Raw genomic sequence first — 14,758 nt, 5'->3', positions numbered from 1 at the left:
GCGGCTAGACCGGATCCTTGCTCGGCGGTCCGTCGGGTTGCTGCGGATTGTCGTGATGATGGCCCGGCGACGGTGGCGATAACGGATCGCCTTCCGGATCGCGGTTCGGATCGGCCGGTGGCTCGGGCGTCGGGGTCGTGTGATCGGTCATGGAGAACTCGCGCAGTGCGTAACGGCGGCGCGGCGGGTGCGCCTCGTCTTCGTTATAGGCAATCGGGCGTGCGTTTGCAGCGGGATTCTCGCGGCGGGCCGTCGATAGCCCGCGAATGCCGTGAATCGGCACGCTTCGAGCGGCATCCTGCGCGGCGATGCATGGCGTGCGCCGCGCGATCGCGGTCAGCGCAAATCCGCCCGCGTATCGACGTCGCGCACGATACCGGGATCGTCGACGTCGAGCAGCTTGACCGGTGCGCTGGCGAACAGCGCACGGGCGCCGGTGTCGCCGTCGAGGGCCGCGAGTGCATCGAAGTGGTGCGCAGCGAAACCGACCGGATGGCCGCGCACGCCGCGATGCGCAGGTGCGACGATCGATGCGTCGTCGGCGTCGAGCGCGCGCGTGACGGTTTCGTAGGTGGAAGCCGCGATCCACGGCATGTCGCCGAGCGCGACGAGCCAGCCGTTCGCATCGGGCGTCGCGCGCACGCCGGCTGCGAGGCTCGCACCCATGCCGCGCATGGCATCGGGCGCGTAGACGACGTGGCAGCCGGCTTCGTTCAGCAGCATCGCGAGTTTTTCGGCACCGGGACGCACGACGGCGATCACGTCGGCCGTGGCTGCCGCCAGATGGCGAGCGGCCGCAACCGCAACCGGCGTGCCGTCGGGAAGCAGCGCGAGCAGCTTGCTGTGCAGGCCGCTCGGGTCGAAGCGTTGACCAAGGCCGCCGGCGAGGAGGACGCCGGTGGCGAGTGACGCATAGGACATCGGCGCGGGGGAGAGTGACGCAGGTGCCGCGATTGTGCGGGAGCGAGCAGGGATCGACAAGTGAGGATGTTACCGAGAGGGGCGCGTTTCGTTGGAACGAATGTCAGCGCGCGGCTTCGTCGAGCATGTTTTCCTCGACGGGGCCGTAGATGGCGTGCGATTGATCGTGCATCACGGCCCAATAGCGGTCGCCGAACGACCAATGCCACCATTCCGACGGGTAATTGGTGAAGCCAGCGCCCGTCAGCGCGGCGATCAGCACCTGACGGTTGCGGGCGGCTGTCCGGCAGATGAACGGGTTGTGCGTGTAGCACGCGCCGGATGATTCCTGGTCGGTGGCGTTCATGACGCAACCCATGTCGGCTTCGGTACCGTCTGCCGATATCAATGTGAGATCGACGGCGGCGCCGGTCGGATGCGCGGCGACTTCGGGTGGCGCGACGTAGTGGCTGGCGAGTTCGTACAGGGCATCGTCGGACGGCAGCGGATTCAGCGTGCGGCGCAGGTGCGCGAGATGGCCGGTGAAATAGTCGCGTTGCAGCGCCAGCGGACGGTAGCCTTCCTTCACGTACAGGCGCAGGCCGGCCGGGAGTGCATGCGCGGCGGCGGCCAGCCGCTCGGCGACGCCGCGGCGTACCTTCAGGAAATGTGGGCACGTGTTGTTTTCGACGTGGGCGCGGCTGAGGTCGACCGCGATGCGTTCATCGAAGGTAGCGAGGTCGACGAATCCTTCGTGCGACTCCATCAGGGCAATTGACCGGACGGCGGGATCGGAGAGCGGTATCACGGTAGCGGGCAAATGGCTCGACGACGGTTGCGGGCCACGAACCGGTGTCGAGCGGGGCGGCCGAGGCCGTTTTGGTCAGACGAATCGCCAATATGCCAGAGTCCGGCGGAGGATGCGTTGCGGTTTTCGCTGCGGGGGCGTGAGTGCCTTATCTGGGCGTCTCGATGTACGTGTCTGCGCGGACGCCTTCGTTTCGGGTGTCGCGTTGCGACGCTTTCCAAGCGCTTTCCTCGATCGGGTCGACAGGATTGCCGTAGCGCATGACCGAGCCGCGCAATACGTCCAGCGGCTGGATTTCGTTCTGCTGGCTACGCATCCGCCCACTTCCTCAACAGGTTGTGATAAATCCCGGTCAATGAAATGACCATTGGATCCGTCGCGCCTTTTTCGGCGGAAAGCGCCTGAATCTGCGTATCGAGCTGGAACAGCAGCGTGCGATCGGCATCGTCGCGCACCATGCTCTGGATCCAGAAGAACGACGCGACGCGCTCGCCACGCGTCACGGGCGTGACGTGATGCAGGCTCGACGCCGGATACAGCACGAGGTCGCCCGCCGGCAGCTTCGCGCGATGCGTGCCGTACGTATCCTCGACACACAGCTCGCCGCCGTCGTACGCATCGGGTTCTTCGAGAAACAGCGTCGCGGACAGATCGCTGCGCACGCGGAAATCCGTGCCGCGCAGCAGCCGGATCGCATTGTCGACATGCGTGCCGAACGTCTCGCCGCCTTCGTAGCGATTGAACAGTGGCGGAAACACCTTGAGCGGCAGCGCCGCCGAAAAGAACAGCGGATGGCGTGCCAGCGCGTCCTGGATCGCGTCGCCCACCGCGCGTGCGGCAGGCGCGCCTTCCGGCAATTGCCGGTTGCGTTTCGCGAGCGCCGACTGCGTGCCGGACGTCGCATTGCCGTCGACCCATTCGGCCGCGTCGAGCAACTCGCGACATTGCGCGACCTGCGCTTTCGTCAGTACGCCGGGGATATGAAGCATCATGATGCGGATTCCATGCAGTGGGGCTGCGGCCGCGTCGGTTGCAACTGCATCGCCGCCGCACGAAATGCGTCGATCGGCGACGACGCGAGATACGCGCGCATCTTCGCGACGAACGCGGGAGTCGCGGTGGCCGGCACGCGCGCGAGCCAGGTAAGCGCTTCGTCGATGCGCCCGCGCTCGGCAAGCAGCCGCGCATAGTTGAACGCGCCGCGAAAGTCGCCGGCAACGGCGGCACGGCGATAGTGGTCGAACGCGGCGTCGGGGTTGACCGGTACGACCCAGCCGTCCTCGTAGAAGCCGCCGATCAGGTTGATCGATTTCGCATGACCGAGCGCGGCTGCGCGGCGGAACCAGTCGAGCGCATCGGCGCGGTTCTCGTCGACGCCGTTGCCGAGCGCGAGCGCCGTCGCGTAGTTGTACATGCCCCAGTCGAGCCCCGCCTGCGCGGCGAGCCGGTACCAGTACACGGCAACCGGCGCACATGCGGCCGTGCCCCAGCCGAACTCGTAGCAGCGGCCGAGCATGTTCATCGCCATCGCGTGGCCGGCCCGCGCCGCATGCCGGAACCAGTTGAACGCGGCCGCCGGATCGCGTGCGACGCCATGCCCGTCGAGCAGGTATTGCCCGTAGACGGCCTGCGCATCGACGATGCCGTTGTCGGCTGCCGCCGCGACCCACGCGGCGGCGCGCTCGGGCGGCCCGGCCAGGATGTCGGCAAACTCGCGCGGCGATACCGACGCGAGCGCCCTCAGCGACACGGCCTCCATCGATCAGTAGCGCGCGTTCAGCGTGACGAACGCCGAGCGGCCCGGTGCGATCGACGCGTAGTGCGCCGGATACGCCTGGTCGAAGTAGGTGCGGTTGAACAGGTTGTTCACGTTCAGTTGCAGGTCGAGCTTCTTGTTGATCCGGTATTGCGCCATCGCATCGAAGCGCCAGTACGACGGCACGGCGCGCAGGTTCGCGGGATCGCCGAAGACTTCCGACATGTAGAACGCGCCGCCGCCGACCGTGAATTTCGGCGTGACATCGTAGTTCGACCACATCGTGAAGCTGTGCTTCGGCGTGTTCGGGAAGCGGTTGCCGTTGTTCGCGCCGTCCTTGCCGTTGTCGCGCAGTTCGCTCTTCAAGTACGTATAACCGCCGAACACTTGCCACTGCTTCGTGATCTGGCCCGCAACGCCGAGCTCGAGACCCTGCACGCGCTTGTTGCCGACCATCGCGTACTGGTTGTTCGGCAGCGTCACGCGCGCGTTCGTCGTGTCGATCTGGAACAGCGCGGCGGTCAGCGCGAGCTTGTCGTTCAGCACGTTCCACTTCGTGCCGAGCTCGATGCTGCGGTTCTTCTCGGGCGACAGCTGATCGGCGTTCGAGCCGACACCACCGCGGCCCGGCGTGAGCGACTGCGTTTCGCTGCCTTCGCCGAGCATCATGCCGGCCGGCGTCGACGACGTCGCGTACGACGCATAGATGCTGCCGTTCTGCGCCGGCTTGAACACGAGGCCGGCCTGCCAGTTCACGAGCGTGTCGTCGCGCGTGGTGGTCTTGCCGCCGTTGGCGCGGGTGTCGGTGAAGCGGGTCGAGTAGTCGTCGACGCGCACGCCGCCGTTGACCTGCCAGCGCGGCGTGATCTCGATCGTGTCGAAGCCGTAGATCGACTTCGTCGTGGTGCGCGCATGCGCGTAGTCGTTGTTGCGCGTGATCGAACCGGCCCACGGATCGTTCGGGTTCGGCGACCAGAGGCTCGTGCAGTTGTAGCCCGATGCGGCGCCGATGCCTTTCTGGCAGATCTTGCCGGTGTCGGTTGCGACCTTGTACGAATCGCGCTTGCCCCATTCGCGCGACAGCTCGATACCGGTCGTGAAGCTGTGCTTGAACGGGCCGGTGCGGAATTCGCCGAACAGCTCGGTCTGGTTCGCGAGGCTGTTGATCGAACTGTTGCGGTTGTTGTTGCGGCGCCAGACCTTGCCGTTCACCACGTTGCCCTGGCTGTCGTCCGGCTGGGTCCAGATGTAGTCCTGCGTCGATTCCGTGTAGCGCGTGGTGTTGCGGATCGTCAGCGACGACGTGATGTCGTGCTCGATCTTGATCGTGCTGATGTCCGACGTGGTTTTGCGGAAGTCGCGGTCGATCAGGCCGTAGAAGTTGTGGCGATCGACGGGCGCCGGATAGATCGTGCCGACGTTCGCGGGCTTGTTCGACGTCGTGTAGAGGTACGGGATGCCGCCGTCGGGCATGTCGTCCGTCGACAGGTGGTAATAGCTCGCGGTCACGCGCGTCGGCGTGCCGAGGCCGAACGCGATCGACGGCGCGACGCCCCAGCGCTCGTTGTTGACCGCGTCGCGGCCGGCGACGTCGTTGTTGTGGCTCATCAGGTTCAGGCGGAACGCGGCGTGATCGGCGAACTGCCAGTTGCCGTCGGCCGTGAAGCGGCGATAGCGGTCGGTGCCGAGGCCCGCGCTCGCGGCGGCGGTGGTGCCGAGGTGCGGGGCCTTCGTGATCAGGTTGATGCTGCCGCCCGCGCCGCCGCGGCCGCCGTACGCGCCGTCGGAACCCTTGGTGATCTCGATGCGCTCGGTGTTGAAGATTTCGCGCGTCGTGGCGCCCGTGTCGCGCATGCCGTCGACGAACATGCTGCCCTGCGTGTCGTAGCCGCGGATGAACGGACGATCGCCGAGCGGGTTGCCGCCTTCGCCGGCGCCGAACGTGATGCCGGGCACGGTGCGCAGCGCTTCGGTCAGCGTCGATGCGCCGCTGTTCTGGATCAGTTCCTGCGGGATCACGGTGACGGATTTCGGCGTGTCGACGAGCGGCGCGGTGAATTTCGCGGAAGCGGAGAAGTCGGCCTTGTAGCTGTGCTCGGCCTTGCCCTGGACCTCGATCGGCGCGAGATGGCCTTCGGTGCCGGCCGGGGCGGCCGGCGGCGTGCCGTCGGCCGCGAACGCCGGGCTCGCGGCGAGCACGCTGAACAGGGTGGTGAATTTACCGAGCTTCAGCTCGTCGGGACGTGACTTCATGGTGCGCTTCGACCTCGCGGTGTGGCCCCGGGGCGGTGCGATGCGGAAATGTGCATGCCGCCGGGAATTATTACGATTTGTTTTCAGATGGCATTCTATGTAATTTATTGATGAATGAGAAGCGTTCGTATTCGCGTTTGTCGGGGAATTGTTAGCGAATGTGGCGGGGTGGTTGTGGGCTTGCGGAGCGGTGGTTGATGGCCGATAGGCCAGGTGTGGCGGGCTTGCCGGGCGGGTTAGTGTGGCGCTGTTGCGGATCACCCCGCTATGACATCAAGGTGCTAATATGACTGCATTGAAAGCAAATGTCGTGAGGCGCATCATGCCTGTGATTACCGTTCGAAACCTGCCCGATGAAGTGCACCGTGCGCTTCGGATTCGTGCGGCCCAGCATGGGCGCAGCACCGAAGCAGAGGTGCGAGACATCCTCGAGCAGGCCGTTCTGCCGGGTGGCAGGCTCAAGCTGGGGACGTTGCTGGCGGAAATCGGGCGGGAGGCGGGCGGCGTCGATTCCGACGTTCAGCGCGACAAGACGCTAACCGGCCCGATGAGCTTCGAATGATCCTTGTCGATACGAACGTGATGTCCGAGCCGCTGCGGCGCGAGCCGAGCGCGGCCGTGATCGAGTGGCTCGATGCCCAGAACGTCGAAACGCTGTTTCTTGCCGCGATCAGTCTCGCCGAAATGCGCTTCGGCGTGGCGGCATTGCCGGAAGGGCGCAGGCGCGACTGGCTTCATCAAAGCATCGAGCAGCGCGTCGTGCCGCTGTTTCGCGGCCGGATTCTGCCGTTCGACGATGCGGCGAGCAAAGCGTATGCGAGCATTCGAGCGCGTGCGCGTGCTTCTGGCAGTGCGATCGCGCCCGCCGATGTTTTCATTGCCGCGACGGCCGAGGCGAACGGCCTGATTGTTGCAACGCGCGACGTTGCGCCATTTGAAGCGGTAGGCCTGCGAGTGATCGATCCCTGGGCTTCGTAGTCGCTGGCCGAGCGCTGGCCGGCCGAGCAGGAAAAAATAAAGCGCGCCGAGCCTGGCGCGCTTTCCGTTGAACGTGGGGGCGCATGACTGGCGCGCCCCCGGCTGTTCCTTCTCAATCGACCCCGTGAAACACCGCGTCCTCCGGCCCGAGATACGCAGGCGGCCGCCACGTCGCGTCGCGCATCGAATGCTGGACGAGGTTCTCGACGCCGAGCAGTACCGCGAAGATCGCCATCCGCACCGGAATGCCGTTGTCGGTCTGGCGGAAGATCGCGAGGCGCGGGTCGCGGTTCAGGTCGACCGACAGGTCGTTCGCGCCGGGCCGGCTGTCGCGCGGCAGCGGGTGCATGATCAGCGTGTCCGGTTTGCACACCGTATCGACGAGCGCCTGGTTGATCTGGAAATCCGGCGTGTAGCCTTCGAACGACTCGTCGGTGAAGCGCTCCTTCTGAATCCGCGTCGCGTAGACGACGTCCGCGCCGCGCAGCCCGGCCGCGAGGTCGGTCGTCTGCTCGATCACATGGCCGTTCGTCGCAATCTGGTCGACGATGTGGGCCGGCATCTCGAGCGTCGGCGGCGACACGAGCGTGAACTTGAGCCCGCGGTACAGCGCGAGCAGCTTGACGAGCGAGTGCACGGTGCGGCCGTACTTGAGGTCGCCGACCAGCGCAATGTGCGCACCGTCGACGATCTTGCCGAGCCGCGAGAACTCGCGCTGGATCGTATAGAGATCGAGCAGTGCCTGGCTCGGGTGCTCGCCGGGGCCGTCGCCGCCGTTGATCACGGGCAGGTTGGTCGCGCGCGCGAACTCGGCCACCGAGCCTTTCTCCGGGTGGCGGATCACGAGCGCGTCGACGTAGCCGGCCATCACGCGGCTCGTGTCGTAGATCGATTCGCCCTTGGCCATCGACGAGAACGTGAAGCCCGTCGTGTCGCATACCGAACCGCCGAGCCGGCAGAAGGCGGCACCGAACGATACGCGCGTACGCGTGCTGGCCTCGAAGAACAGGTTGCCGAGCACGGCGCCTTCCAGCACGCGCGAAATCTTGTGGCGGCGCGCGATCGGCTGCATCACGTCGGCCACGCGGAACAGCGCTTCGACCGATTCCCGCGAGAACTGGTCGACTGACAGCAGTTGCGGCTTGCCTTCGAACAGGAACTGTTTGGCGAGCCCCTGATTATCTACGCTTTGCGTATAGCCGCCGCCTTCCGGTGCCGAGCGCTCGACGATTTCCGACACGAAGCGCTCGACGATCTCGGGCATCCCGCGCGATTCCTGCGAGTCGTCGGGCAGCAGCCAGGTGTCCAGCGCGCGCCGGCTGACGCCGATGCGATTGGCGAACGCTTCGCGGGTCATGTTGAGGCGGCGCATGGCGTCGCGGAGGAAGGCTTGCTGGGAAACGGTCATCGGCGGCTCCTGACGGAAAATATACGCGGTGCGTATATTAGTTGCTGGCGCGTTGAAGTCAAGGAAAATCTGCGCGAACCGGCTGTGCGGCCCCTATGACATGCGGTGGGTTCGTGCTGGCGCGCAGCGGCCGTCTCCGTATAATCAGGTCAGGCCCCGTGCCCTGCATCCTGCCGGGCGCCACGCCACATACGATTCGCCCGTCGGGCTTGTTGATTCGAAGGAGAGTGAGAATGACGCGTACGATTGCTGCAATGCTGCTGGTGGTGACCGCCGCGCTTGCTGGTTGCAACACGGTCGCCGGCATGGGGCAGGACATTTCGAAGGGCGGCCAGGCAATCAGCGATACGGCTGAAAAGGCCAAGTAAGCCGACTGGTTCCGGAATGCAGAAGGCGCCGGGCCGTCCCGCGATTGCGGGGCGGCCCGGCGCTTTTTTTTTGCGGCCGACGTTCGATGCCAGTGGCGTCAGGCGTGCTCGACGAATGCGTAACGTCCTTCGACCTTGCGCGGCGTCAACCAGCCGAAGTCGGGGAACAAGCGGTTGCGGACGAACCACACGTAGCCCACCAGCAGGATCGTGATCGCGAGGCTCGGCAGTGCGGTCGACGGATCGCGCCCGAGCTCGGCGATGGTCTTCGGCAACTGCAGCAGCGACAGCAGGATGAACGCGTGATACGCGCCGACACGATTGGTCGCAAAGCCCCAGATGAACAGCAGCGACAGCGGCACGGTCAACGCGAGGAACACCAGCACGAGGCCGTTGCCGGCACCTGTTGCGAAGAAGTAATACGCGAGCACGAGGCTGATCGCGAGCTGGGCGATGCCGAGCGCGACCAGGATCCGGATATGCATCCTGTTCTTGCGGCAGCGTTCGGGATCGGGGCGCGACGCGATCAGGTGCGCGAGCACGCGATCCTTGAGTCCCTGTCCGGACAGTTCGGCCAGTGCGTCGGCCTTCCTTGTTCCCGCGGACAGCAGCATCGCGATTCTTGTTTTGGCTTCCTTCCTGTTCATTGCGTGGCGGATTGTAGTTCGATGGTTGTCAAAGGCACGGCCACGCGAATATTGCATCTTGCGAGGTGGTGCGCAACGGTTTTGCGGTACGCGGACACATTCCTACAGGCGCCGGCCGCATGGCAGGAACGCGGGGATCGACAGGCTAGGCGACGGGACGGAGCCGCCGCCGTTTTCGCAACGACGCGATGAGCGCGAGTCAGTCGGTGGCGGTCTGCGCAGCCGGCGCGGGGCTGGCCGGCCGCCCCGGATTCGTCGGGTGCGTATCGCGTGCTTCGGCTGGCGGCTCGCGCCGCCGCGTCGCGCCGACGAGCATGCCCGCGACGACGAGCGCGATGCCCGCGACTCGCGTGCCATTGAGCGTTTCGCCGAACAGCGCGACCGCGAACAGCACAGCCGAAACCGGTGCGACCGCCGTGAACAGCGCGGCCTCGGTGCCGCTCGTGCGCGCCGAACCCGCATACCAGCACAGGTAGCCGAGCACGGTCGGCACCAGCGCGTAGTAGGCGATCGCCGACACGGCGCCGACGGTCCAGCCCGTCGCCACTGCGTGCCATTCGAACGCGGCCGGCACGAGGGCAAGCACGAAGCCGAGGCCCGACATCGCGGTGGACAGCGCAAGCGGCGGCAACGGTGCGGCAAGCCGCCGGTTGAGCAGGATGAATACGGCTTCGCACGCGACGGCGGCCAGCACCAGCGCGTCGCCGGCAAGCGTGCGGAGCGACGGCAGCGCCTGGCCGGGCGCGAACGTGACGAACAGCACGCCGGCCGTTGCGAGCGCGGCGGCGGCCCAGTCGCGCGGCGTCTGCCGCTCGCGCAGCACGACGGCCGCGATCAGTGTCGACATCGCGGGCAGCGTGCCGAGCATCACGCCCGCGTCGAGCGGCGACGACAGCTTCGTGCCGCAGATCAGCAGCACCGTATAACCGACGCCGCCCGCGGCCGCCTGGATGACGAGCAGCATGGCGTCGCGCTTGGAGATGCGTGGCCAGCGCATTCGCTGCGCGCGCATCAGCGCGAACAGCAGCGGTGTCGCGATCAGGAAGCGCAGCGCCGTGGCCGCGAACGGCGGCAGCCCGCCCGCCGCGAGACGGCTCGCGATGACGGTGCTGCCGACGCCCGCCATCGCGGCGGCGAGATAGAGATAGCCAATCAGTCGTGTCTTCATGCGCCGCATCGTCGCGTACGGCGGCAGTGCACGTCTTGAACGAAATTGCAGGCGTGCGGCGTGTCGAATGCGGCGTGCAGGACTCGGCTTGCTTGCGCCAGGGGGCGACCGTTACCGCTGCCGTCGATGTGGCCGCGGCCTTCGGAGGCGGTGCCTGGCGGCCGTCGCGCGGGACGACGGCGGTGTCAGGCGGCCTGGGTGAATCGCCCCGGCGTGATCCCGAACTGGCGCGCGAACGCACGTGTCAAATGGCTCTGATCGGCAAAGCCGGCTTCGGCCGCGGCATCGGCGATCGGCAGGCCGCTGGCGAGCAGCGCGCGCGCCAGCCGCGCACGCGACTGGATCAGGTAGGCGTGCGGTGTGATGCCGAGTTCGCGAGCAAACCCGCGCAGCAGCTGGAAGCGGCTGACGCCGCTCAGGTTGGCCAGCTCGGCAAGCGAAACGGGGGCGGCCGGCGCCGCGTCGAGCCGCTCCCGGGCGACGCGGATTGCCGGCGCGACGCCCGGCGCCGGCAGCGTGCGGTTCGCGTGCCGGGCGAGCAGCCCGGCGACGAGCATCACGAGCGCCTCGTCGCGGGCGAGCGGCTGGGATTCCCCCGCGACGATGCGCGCATGCAGCCGGCCGACGGCGGCTGTGAGCCGCGCATCGCGCACCGCAGGATGCGCCAGTTCGACGCCCCCGAGGTGCTCCTCCGCCGCGATGCCCGCGACCAGCGCGGGCGCAAGGTACAGCATCCGCCAGCGTCGGCCCGTGCCCGCCTCGATCGGCGAGCCGTCGTGCATCTCGCCCGGGTTGACCATGATCGCATCGCCGGCCAGTGCGTCGACCTGCCCGCGGCCGCTCCACGACCGGTGCGCGCCGCTGACGATCACGCCGACCCCGAATTCGTCGTGCGCGTGGCGCGGAAACGCGCGGTCGGATTCGAGGCTGATCGCCTCGATGCCTTCGCTGGTCCGTCGGTAGTGGGTGACGCGGTGCATGTACGCTCCTCGCGCCGGTCGCGGCGCGGATTCCGTGCACTTTAGCGCGTTCCGGCGCCGCGCGCCCTTCATCCTTTTGGCCGATACCGCGCGGCGCGCACAGCCCGCACCATGTGCACATGAGCAGCGTACACGGCCCGCCGGGCCTGAAGCTGCGCGGGAGGCGGCAGGTGGAACGACAGGATCCGGTATTCATTCAGGTTGGCGCGCTCGCCCATGGCTTCGCGCCGGAAGCGAACATCCTCGCATCCGTCGACGCGCTCGCCGGGCGGACGCTTGCGCTCGGCGACGCATCGGGCGCGTGGCGCGTCTATGCGTTCGAGCCCGGCGCACTGCAGTGGCGCGATGCCGAGACCGACACGGTCGGTCGCGAGCCGTGCCGCGTGACGCGGCTGCGCGACGGGCTGTACTTCGTCGACTACATCGATTCGGCTGCCCGCGCGACGTCGGTCAGTCTCGTGATCGATCTCGACAACGGCGTATGGACGTCGGTCGTCGGCACGCTGCCGACCGAAGCCGACACGCGCATCGACGCGTTCACGCGCGTTGCCCGCGGGCTGCCGCTGACCGGCGTCGAGGCCGGTTTCCGGCACGGCACGCTCGGCGGCCACACGCAGCCGGGGCCGCTGCACGGGCCCACGCGCGAGCTGATCGGCAAGCGGACGATGTACCGCTACAGCCCGACGGAATGCTACGAGCACATCTACCTGAACGAGAACTTCTACGCGTGGCAGTGCCTGCAGGGTGTCGAAGGCGGGCTGGCCGATGTCGACCGCTGCCATTACTTCAGGATTGCAGACGAACTGTATCTGTTCGTGTGGCGCGAAAAGGTGGTGCCGACGCTCGGTGTCGTGCTGATCGACCTCGCACAGCGCAAGACCGACGGCAAGATCTTCGGCTACCAGGGCGGCGATTTCGGCACGCTGTCGAACTTCCCGATCGGCGCTCATGCGCAGGTGCTGAACGACACCGTGCATCCGCTCGACGGCGAGGCGCAGCGATGAATGCCGCGCCGGGCAGCGGCCGCCTGCGTGCGGATTTCAGCGGGCGTGTCGTGCTCGTCACGGGCGCCGCGCAGGGGATCGGCGCGGCGATCGCGCGACGCTTCGCGGAATCCGGCGCGTTCGTCGCGATTGCCGACCTGAACGGCGAGGCCGCCGCCGCGCAGGCCGACGCGCTCGCGAGCACGGGGGGCGAGGCACGCGCCTATCGGGTGGATGCCGCCAGCCGTGACGAACTTGGCGCGCTGGTCTCGGCGGTCGAGCGCGACGGCGGCCGGCTCGATGTGGTCGTCCACAATGCCGCGTACTTTCCGCTGACGCCGTTTACGCAGATCGATGAGCCGACGCTCGACCGCACGCTGTCGGTCAACCTGTCGGCGTTGTTCTGGCTCGCGCAGGCGGCGCTGCCGGCATTCGAGCGCGCGGGGGCGGGGCGGCTGCTCGTCACGTCGTCGGTGACGGGGCCGCGTGTCGTGTATCCGGGGCTCGCGCATTACGCGGCGTCGAAGGCCGGCGTGAACGGCTTCATTCGTGCGGCGGCGCTGGAGCTCGCGCGCCGCAACGTGACGGTGAATGGTGTCGAGCCGGGAATGATCCGCACGCCGGCGGCCGGCAATCTCGGCGGCGCGTCGGTCGCGGCGCAGATTGCGCGCGACATTCCGCTCGCGCGGATGGGCGAGCCGGAAGATATCGCGCACGCGATGCTGTTTCTTGCATCGGCCGATGCCGCGTACATCACGGGGCAGACGATCGTCGTCGACGGCGGTGCGACGCTGCCCGAGAGCGGGGCGGTGCTTGGCGGCGAGTGACGGTTGGCCGGGTAACGACCGGCGGAACGGGGTGATTCCGCCGGCGTGCTGCGCGCTCGCACGGCACGCTCGGCGTGTTCGGTCGGGGGCGTCTGCGCAGGTGTCAGTCCGGCATTCCGTTGTGGTCCCCGAGCGGCCTGTCGGGCCAGTCCACCCAGCGGTCCGCGCGGGTCAGCTCGTACGCCTCGTTCATCGGGTAGCGGATGCGGTTGTCGTCGCGCGGACGTTCTCCGATCACCATCAGCCTGACTTCGTCCTTCGTGTTGTTGATGAAGGTGTGGCAGATTCCGGTGCCCGCCGGAAACGCGACGGACTCGCCTTCGGCAACGGGGTAAAGCACACCGTCGATCCAGACATCGGGCTTGCCCTCGAGCACGTACACGAACTCCTGCTCGGTACTTTCGGCATGCGGATAGGACGTCCGCCGGCCCGGCAGCAGCCTCACGTGATGAATGCCGATACGCGTGATGCCGAGCGCGGCGGAAAGCGGTGCGTCGAGCGCCATCGGCTCCGTATCGCCGCGATAGCGATGCGCTTCCGGTTCTTCGAGTTCGGTCCAGTGCTTGATGAAATCGGGGCGGGTCATCGGTTGCGCTCCTTGCGGGGGGATGTCGAGGGTAGCGGTTCAGGCGCCGGCGTCAGCGGTGACTCGCGCCCCCTCTCGGCGAATGGACTTCCGCCGATAACTTACCAGCCAATATGAAAGGGCGGTTGCTCGTCGAATTTCTCGCGCGGCCGTGGCGGCGAAGGCGGCTGGCGTGATCTTGACCGCCGCCGATGCGGGACGTCGGGTGCCGGTCGGCAAGATGCATGGCGGCCCGGATGTTGCGGATCGGGCGATCGACGACATCCACGGAAATCAGCACCGAACCTCTTCGTGCGTTGCGCAAAAAACGTCTGCGACGCGGCGCGCGCGTGCCGCTCGCCGCGTATCGCCGCATACCGCCGCGATTACAGCCAGCCGTTGCGGATGAACTCGACGATCGAATAGCGGCGGTGCTCGAGGTCGTGCTGCCGGACGGCGTCGACGATGCGCGTCACGCCATCCGCATATGGCGTCGCGCCCACCACGCGCGATTCGAATTGCAGGCTGCATGCACCGTCGTCGATGCGTATCCGGTGAATTGCGTGCCGGCCGAGCTGATCGTCGGCGACCGCGAATTCACTGCGCTGCACGTCCGGGTCGCGTACGGAGCGGATGGCTTCCGGCCGCACGCCGAGCGACTGGCCGATCCCGACGGCCGTGCCGGGGACGGACGTCTTGCCGGCCTGATGCGACTCCGTCAGGCTGATCCGGCAGTCGCGAAACAGATGGCCGCTGGTTTCCAGCATGCTCATGAACTTGAGCATCAGGATGTTCGTGTTCGGACACAGCACGACCGGGAAAGTGTACGAGCCGGTTTCGAGCACGGAGCCGGTCGACAGCTCGACGAGCGGCGATGCGGTGGCCTCGCAGAACGCGATGACGTCCGGGAGTTCGCGGCCGGAACCGGCATGCACGACGATGGATCGGGCGTCGCTACGTCGGGCGTCGCTACGCTGCGCATCGTTGCGCGCGCTGTCCGGCCAGGGGATCACGCGACAGGTTGCCGGGTCGAGCCGGTGCGCGTCGAGCAGCTCGCTGGCCAGCTTGCCGGTTCCTACGACGAGTACTTGCATGGAATTGACGGGTTGAGGTTCAG

Annotated in this window: 18 protein-coding genes; 5 read left to right on the top strand and 13 right to left on the bottom strand. The window is 67.1% G+C overall.

Translation table 11 applies throughout. From position 1 onward, the window contains the following. Positions 1–4 precede the first annotated feature (4 nt). The 7 genes from B7G54_RS38970 to B7G54_RS07500 all read right to left on the bottom strand — a co-directional run bounded on the left by B7G54_RS38970 (position 5) and on the right by B7G54_RS07500 (position 5,717). Complete coding sequence (locus B7G54_RS38970) at positions 5–151, bottom strand: hypothetical protein (protein WP_165765560.1); 147 nt, start codon at positions 149–151, stop codon at positions 5–7. 185 nt (positions 152–336) lie between these two features. Next, positions 337–921: a nucleotidyltransferase family protein gene (locus tag B7G54_RS07520; protein ID WP_085038530.1), complete on the bottom strand. Its 585-nt coding sequence runs from the start codon at positions 919–921 to the stop codon at positions 337–339. Between the two features lie 103 nt (positions 922–1,024). After that, positions 1,025–1,666, bottom strand: a complete 642-nt coding sequence (locus tag B7G54_RS07515; protein WP_244289283.1) for a M15 family metallopeptidase — start codon at positions 1,664–1,666, stop codon at positions 1,025–1,027. Positions 1,667–1,856: 190 nt separating this feature from the next. After that, positions 1,857–2,024: a hypothetical protein gene (locus tag B7G54_RS38965; RefSeq protein ID WP_165765552.1), complete on the bottom strand. Its 168-nt coding sequence runs from the start codon at positions 2,022–2,024 to the stop codon at positions 1,857–1,859. Further along, complete coding sequence (locus B7G54_RS07510; RefSeq protein WP_085038528.1) at positions 2,017–2,700, bottom strand: Fe2+-dependent dioxygenase; 684 nt, start codon at positions 2,698–2,700, stop codon at positions 2,017–2,019. The genes B7G54_RS38965 and B7G54_RS07510 overlap by 8 nt, the downstream gene beginning before the upstream one ends. Continuing rightward, positions 2,697–3,467: a tetratricopeptide repeat protein gene (locus B7G54_RS07505; RefSeq protein WP_085038527.1), complete on the bottom strand. Its 771-nt coding sequence runs from the start codon at positions 3,465–3,467 to the stop codon at positions 2,697–2,699. Before B7G54_RS07505 ends, B7G54_RS07510 begins: the two co-directional genes overlap by 4 nt. 3 nt (positions 3,468–3,470) lie before the next feature. Continuing rightward, a complete protein-coding gene (locus tag B7G54_RS07500) occupies positions 3,471–5,717 on the bottom strand; it encodes a TonB-dependent receptor (protein ID WP_085038526.1) in 2,247 nt (748 codons plus the stop codon). A 322-nt stretch (positions 5,718–6,039) separates the two neighbouring features. Here B7G54_RS07500 and B7G54_RS07495 point away from each other — a divergent pair, with 322 nt between their 5' ends. Together B7G54_RS07495 and B7G54_RS07490 are read left to right on the top strand one after the other, a co-directional pair. Next, positions 6,040–6,279: a FitA-like ribbon-helix-helix domain-containing protein gene (locus B7G54_RS07495; protein WP_085038525.1), complete on the top strand. Its 240-nt coding sequence runs from the start codon at positions 6,040–6,042 to the stop codon at positions 6,277–6,279. Next, positions 6,276–6,695 carry a type II toxin-antitoxin system VapC family toxin gene (locus tag B7G54_RS07490; RefSeq protein ID WP_085038524.1) on the top strand — a complete coding sequence of 140 codons (420 nt, stop codon included), beginning with the start codon at positions 6,276–6,278 and terminating at the stop codon, positions 6,693–6,695. The genes B7G54_RS07495 and B7G54_RS07490 overlap by 4 nt, the downstream gene beginning before the upstream one ends. Positions 6,696–6,807: 112 nt before the next feature. On the opposite strand, the gene B7G54_RS07485 is transcribed toward B7G54_RS07490, so the two are convergent. Further along, positions 6,808–8,103, bottom strand: coding sequence for an aspartate carbamoyltransferase (locus B7G54_RS07485; RefSeq protein ID WP_085038523.1), 1,296 nt, complete (start codon positions 8,101–8,103; stop codon positions 6,808–6,810). A gap of 233 nt (positions 8,104–8,336) precedes the next feature. Here B7G54_RS07485 and B7G54_RS07480 point away from each other — a divergent pair, with 233 nt between their 5' ends. Next, the gene (locus B7G54_RS07480) at positions 8,337–8,471 is read left to right on the top strand and encodes an entericidin A/B family lipoprotein (RefSeq protein ID WP_009688930.1); all 135 of its coding nucleotides are present in this window, start codon (positions 8,337–8,339) and stop codon (positions 8,469–8,471) included. A gap of 98 nt (positions 8,472–8,569) precedes the next feature. Here the strand turns inward: B7G54_RS07480 and B7G54_RS07475 are convergent, their stop codons facing one another. From B7G54_RS07475 to B7G54_RS07465, 3 genes are all read right to left on the bottom strand, one after another. After that, positions 8,570–9,118 (bottom strand): permease, encoded by a 549-nt coding sequence (locus tag B7G54_RS07475; RefSeq protein WP_085038522.1) that lies wholly within the window; start codon positions 9,116–9,118, stop codon positions 8,570–8,572. Positions 9,119–9,317: 199 nt separating this feature from the next. Further along, a complete protein-coding gene (locus B7G54_RS07470) occupies positions 9,318–10,286 on the bottom strand; it encodes a DMT family transporter (RefSeq protein ID WP_085038836.1) in 969 nt (322 codons plus the stop codon). Positions 10,287–10,471: 185 nt separating this feature from the next. After that, entirely contained in the window at positions 10,472–11,266 is a 795-nt protein-coding gene (locus B7G54_RS07465) for an AraC family transcriptional regulator (protein ID WP_085038521.1), read from the bottom strand. Positions 11,267–11,436: 170 nt separating this feature from the next. On the opposite strand from B7G54_RS07465, the gene B7G54_RS07460 reads away from it, so the two are divergent. Further along, a complete protein-coding gene (locus B7G54_RS07460; RefSeq protein ID WP_085038835.1) occupies positions 11,437–12,270 on the top strand; it encodes a molybdenum cofactor biosynthesis F family protein in 834 nt (277 codons plus the stop codon). Then, the gene (locus tag B7G54_RS07455; protein ID WP_085038520.1) at positions 12,267–13,076 is read left to right on the top strand and encodes an SDR family oxidoreductase; all 810 of its coding nucleotides are present in this window, start codon (positions 12,267–12,269) and stop codon (positions 13,074–13,076) included. The genes B7G54_RS07460 and B7G54_RS07455 overlap by 4 nt, the downstream gene beginning before the upstream one ends. 103 nt (positions 13,077–13,179) lie before the next feature. Here B7G54_RS07455 and B7G54_RS07450 read toward each other — a convergent pair whose 3' ends face one another. Together B7G54_RS07450 and B7G54_RS07445 are read right to left on the bottom strand one after the other, a co-directional pair. Further along, positions 13,180–13,662, bottom strand: a complete 483-nt coding sequence (locus B7G54_RS07450; protein WP_085038519.1) for a cupin domain-containing protein — start codon at positions 13,660–13,662, stop codon at positions 13,180–13,182. 365 nt (positions 13,663–14,027) lie between these two features. Next, a complete protein-coding gene (locus B7G54_RS07445; RefSeq protein ID WP_085038518.1) occupies positions 14,028–14,735 on the bottom strand; it encodes a dihydrodipicolinate reductase in 708 nt (235 codons plus the stop codon). Positions 14,736–14,758 lie beyond the last annotated feature (23 nt).

Origin of the sequence: Burkholderia puraquae (assembly GCF_002099195.1) — a bacterium.
Lineage (GTDB): Bacteria > Pseudomonadota > Gammaproteobacteria > Burkholderiales > Burkholderiaceae > Burkholderia > Burkholderia puraquae.
The sequence above is the reverse complement of the archived record's forward strand: the minus strand, read 5'-3'. Positions and strand labels throughout refer to the sequence as shown.

What these genes read in the sequence shown, in the direction of transcription:
- B7G54_RS38970 (WP_165765560.1), bottom strand. Translation starts at nt 151, where the DNA reads ATGACCGATCACACGACCCCGACGCCCGAGCCACCGGCCGATCCGAAC.
- B7G54_RS07520 (WP_085038530.1), bottom strand. Translation starts at nt 921, where the DNA reads ATGTCCTATGCGTCACTCGCCACCGGCGTCCTCCTCGCCGGCGGCCTT.
- B7G54_RS07515 (WP_244289283.1), bottom strand. Translation starts at nt 1,666, where the DNA reads ATGGAGTCGCACGAAGGATTCGTCGACCTCGCTACCTTCGATGAACGC.
- B7G54_RS38965 (WP_165765552.1), bottom strand. Translation starts at nt 2,024, where the DNA reads ATGCGTAGCCAGCAGAACGAAATCCAGCCGCTGGACGTATTGCGCGGC.
- B7G54_RS07510 (WP_085038528.1), bottom strand. Translation starts at nt 2,700, where the DNA reads ATGATGCTTCATATCCCCGGCGTACTGACGAAAGCGCAGGTCGCGCAA.
- B7G54_RS07505 (WP_085038527.1), bottom strand. Translation starts at nt 3,467, where the DNA reads ATGGAGGCCGTGTCGCTGAGGGCGCTCGCGTCGGTATCGCCGCGCGAG.
- B7G54_RS07500 (WP_085038526.1), bottom strand. Translation starts at nt 5,717, where the DNA reads ATGAAGTCACGTCCCGACGAGCTGAAGCTCGGTAAATTCACCACCCTG.
- B7G54_RS07495 (WP_085038525.1), top strand. Translation starts at nt 6,040, where the DNA reads ATGCCTGTGATTACCGTTCGAAACCTGCCCGATGAAGTGCACCGTGCG.
- B7G54_RS07490 (WP_085038524.1), top strand. Translation starts at nt 6,276, where the DNA reads ATGATCCTTGTCGATACGAACGTGATGTCCGAGCCGCTGCGGCGCGAG.
- B7G54_RS07485 (WP_085038523.1), bottom strand. Translation starts at nt 8,103, where the DNA reads ATGACCGTTTCCCAGCAAGCCTTCCTCCGCGACGCCATGCGCCGCCTC.
- B7G54_RS07480 (WP_009688930.1), top strand. Translation starts at nt 8,337, where the DNA reads ATGACGCGTACGATTGCTGCAATGCTGCTGGTGGTGACCGCCGCGCTT.
- B7G54_RS07475 (WP_085038522.1), bottom strand. Translation starts at nt 9,118, where the DNA reads ATGAACAGGAAGGAAGCCAAAACAAGAATCGCGATGCTGCTGTCCGCG.
- B7G54_RS07470 (WP_085038836.1), bottom strand. Translation starts at nt 10,286, where the DNA reads ATGAAGACACGACTGATTGGCTATCTCTATCTCGCCGCCGCGATGGCG.
- B7G54_RS07465 (WP_085038521.1), bottom strand. Translation starts at nt 11,266, where the DNA reads ATGCACCGCGTCACCCACTACCGACGGACCAGCGAAGGCATCGAGGCG.
- B7G54_RS07455 (WP_085038520.1), top strand. Translation starts at nt 12,267, where the DNA reads ATGAATGCCGCGCCGGGCAGCGGCCGCCTGCGTGCGGATTTCAGCGGG.
- B7G54_RS07450 (WP_085038519.1), bottom strand. Translation starts at nt 13,662, where the DNA reads ATGACCCGCCCCGATTTCATCAAGCACTGGACCGAACTCGAAGAACCG.
- B7G54_RS07445 (WP_085038518.1), bottom strand. Translation starts at nt 14,735, where the DNA reads ATGCAAGTACTCGTCGTAGGAACCGGCAAGCTGGCCAGCGAGCTGCTC.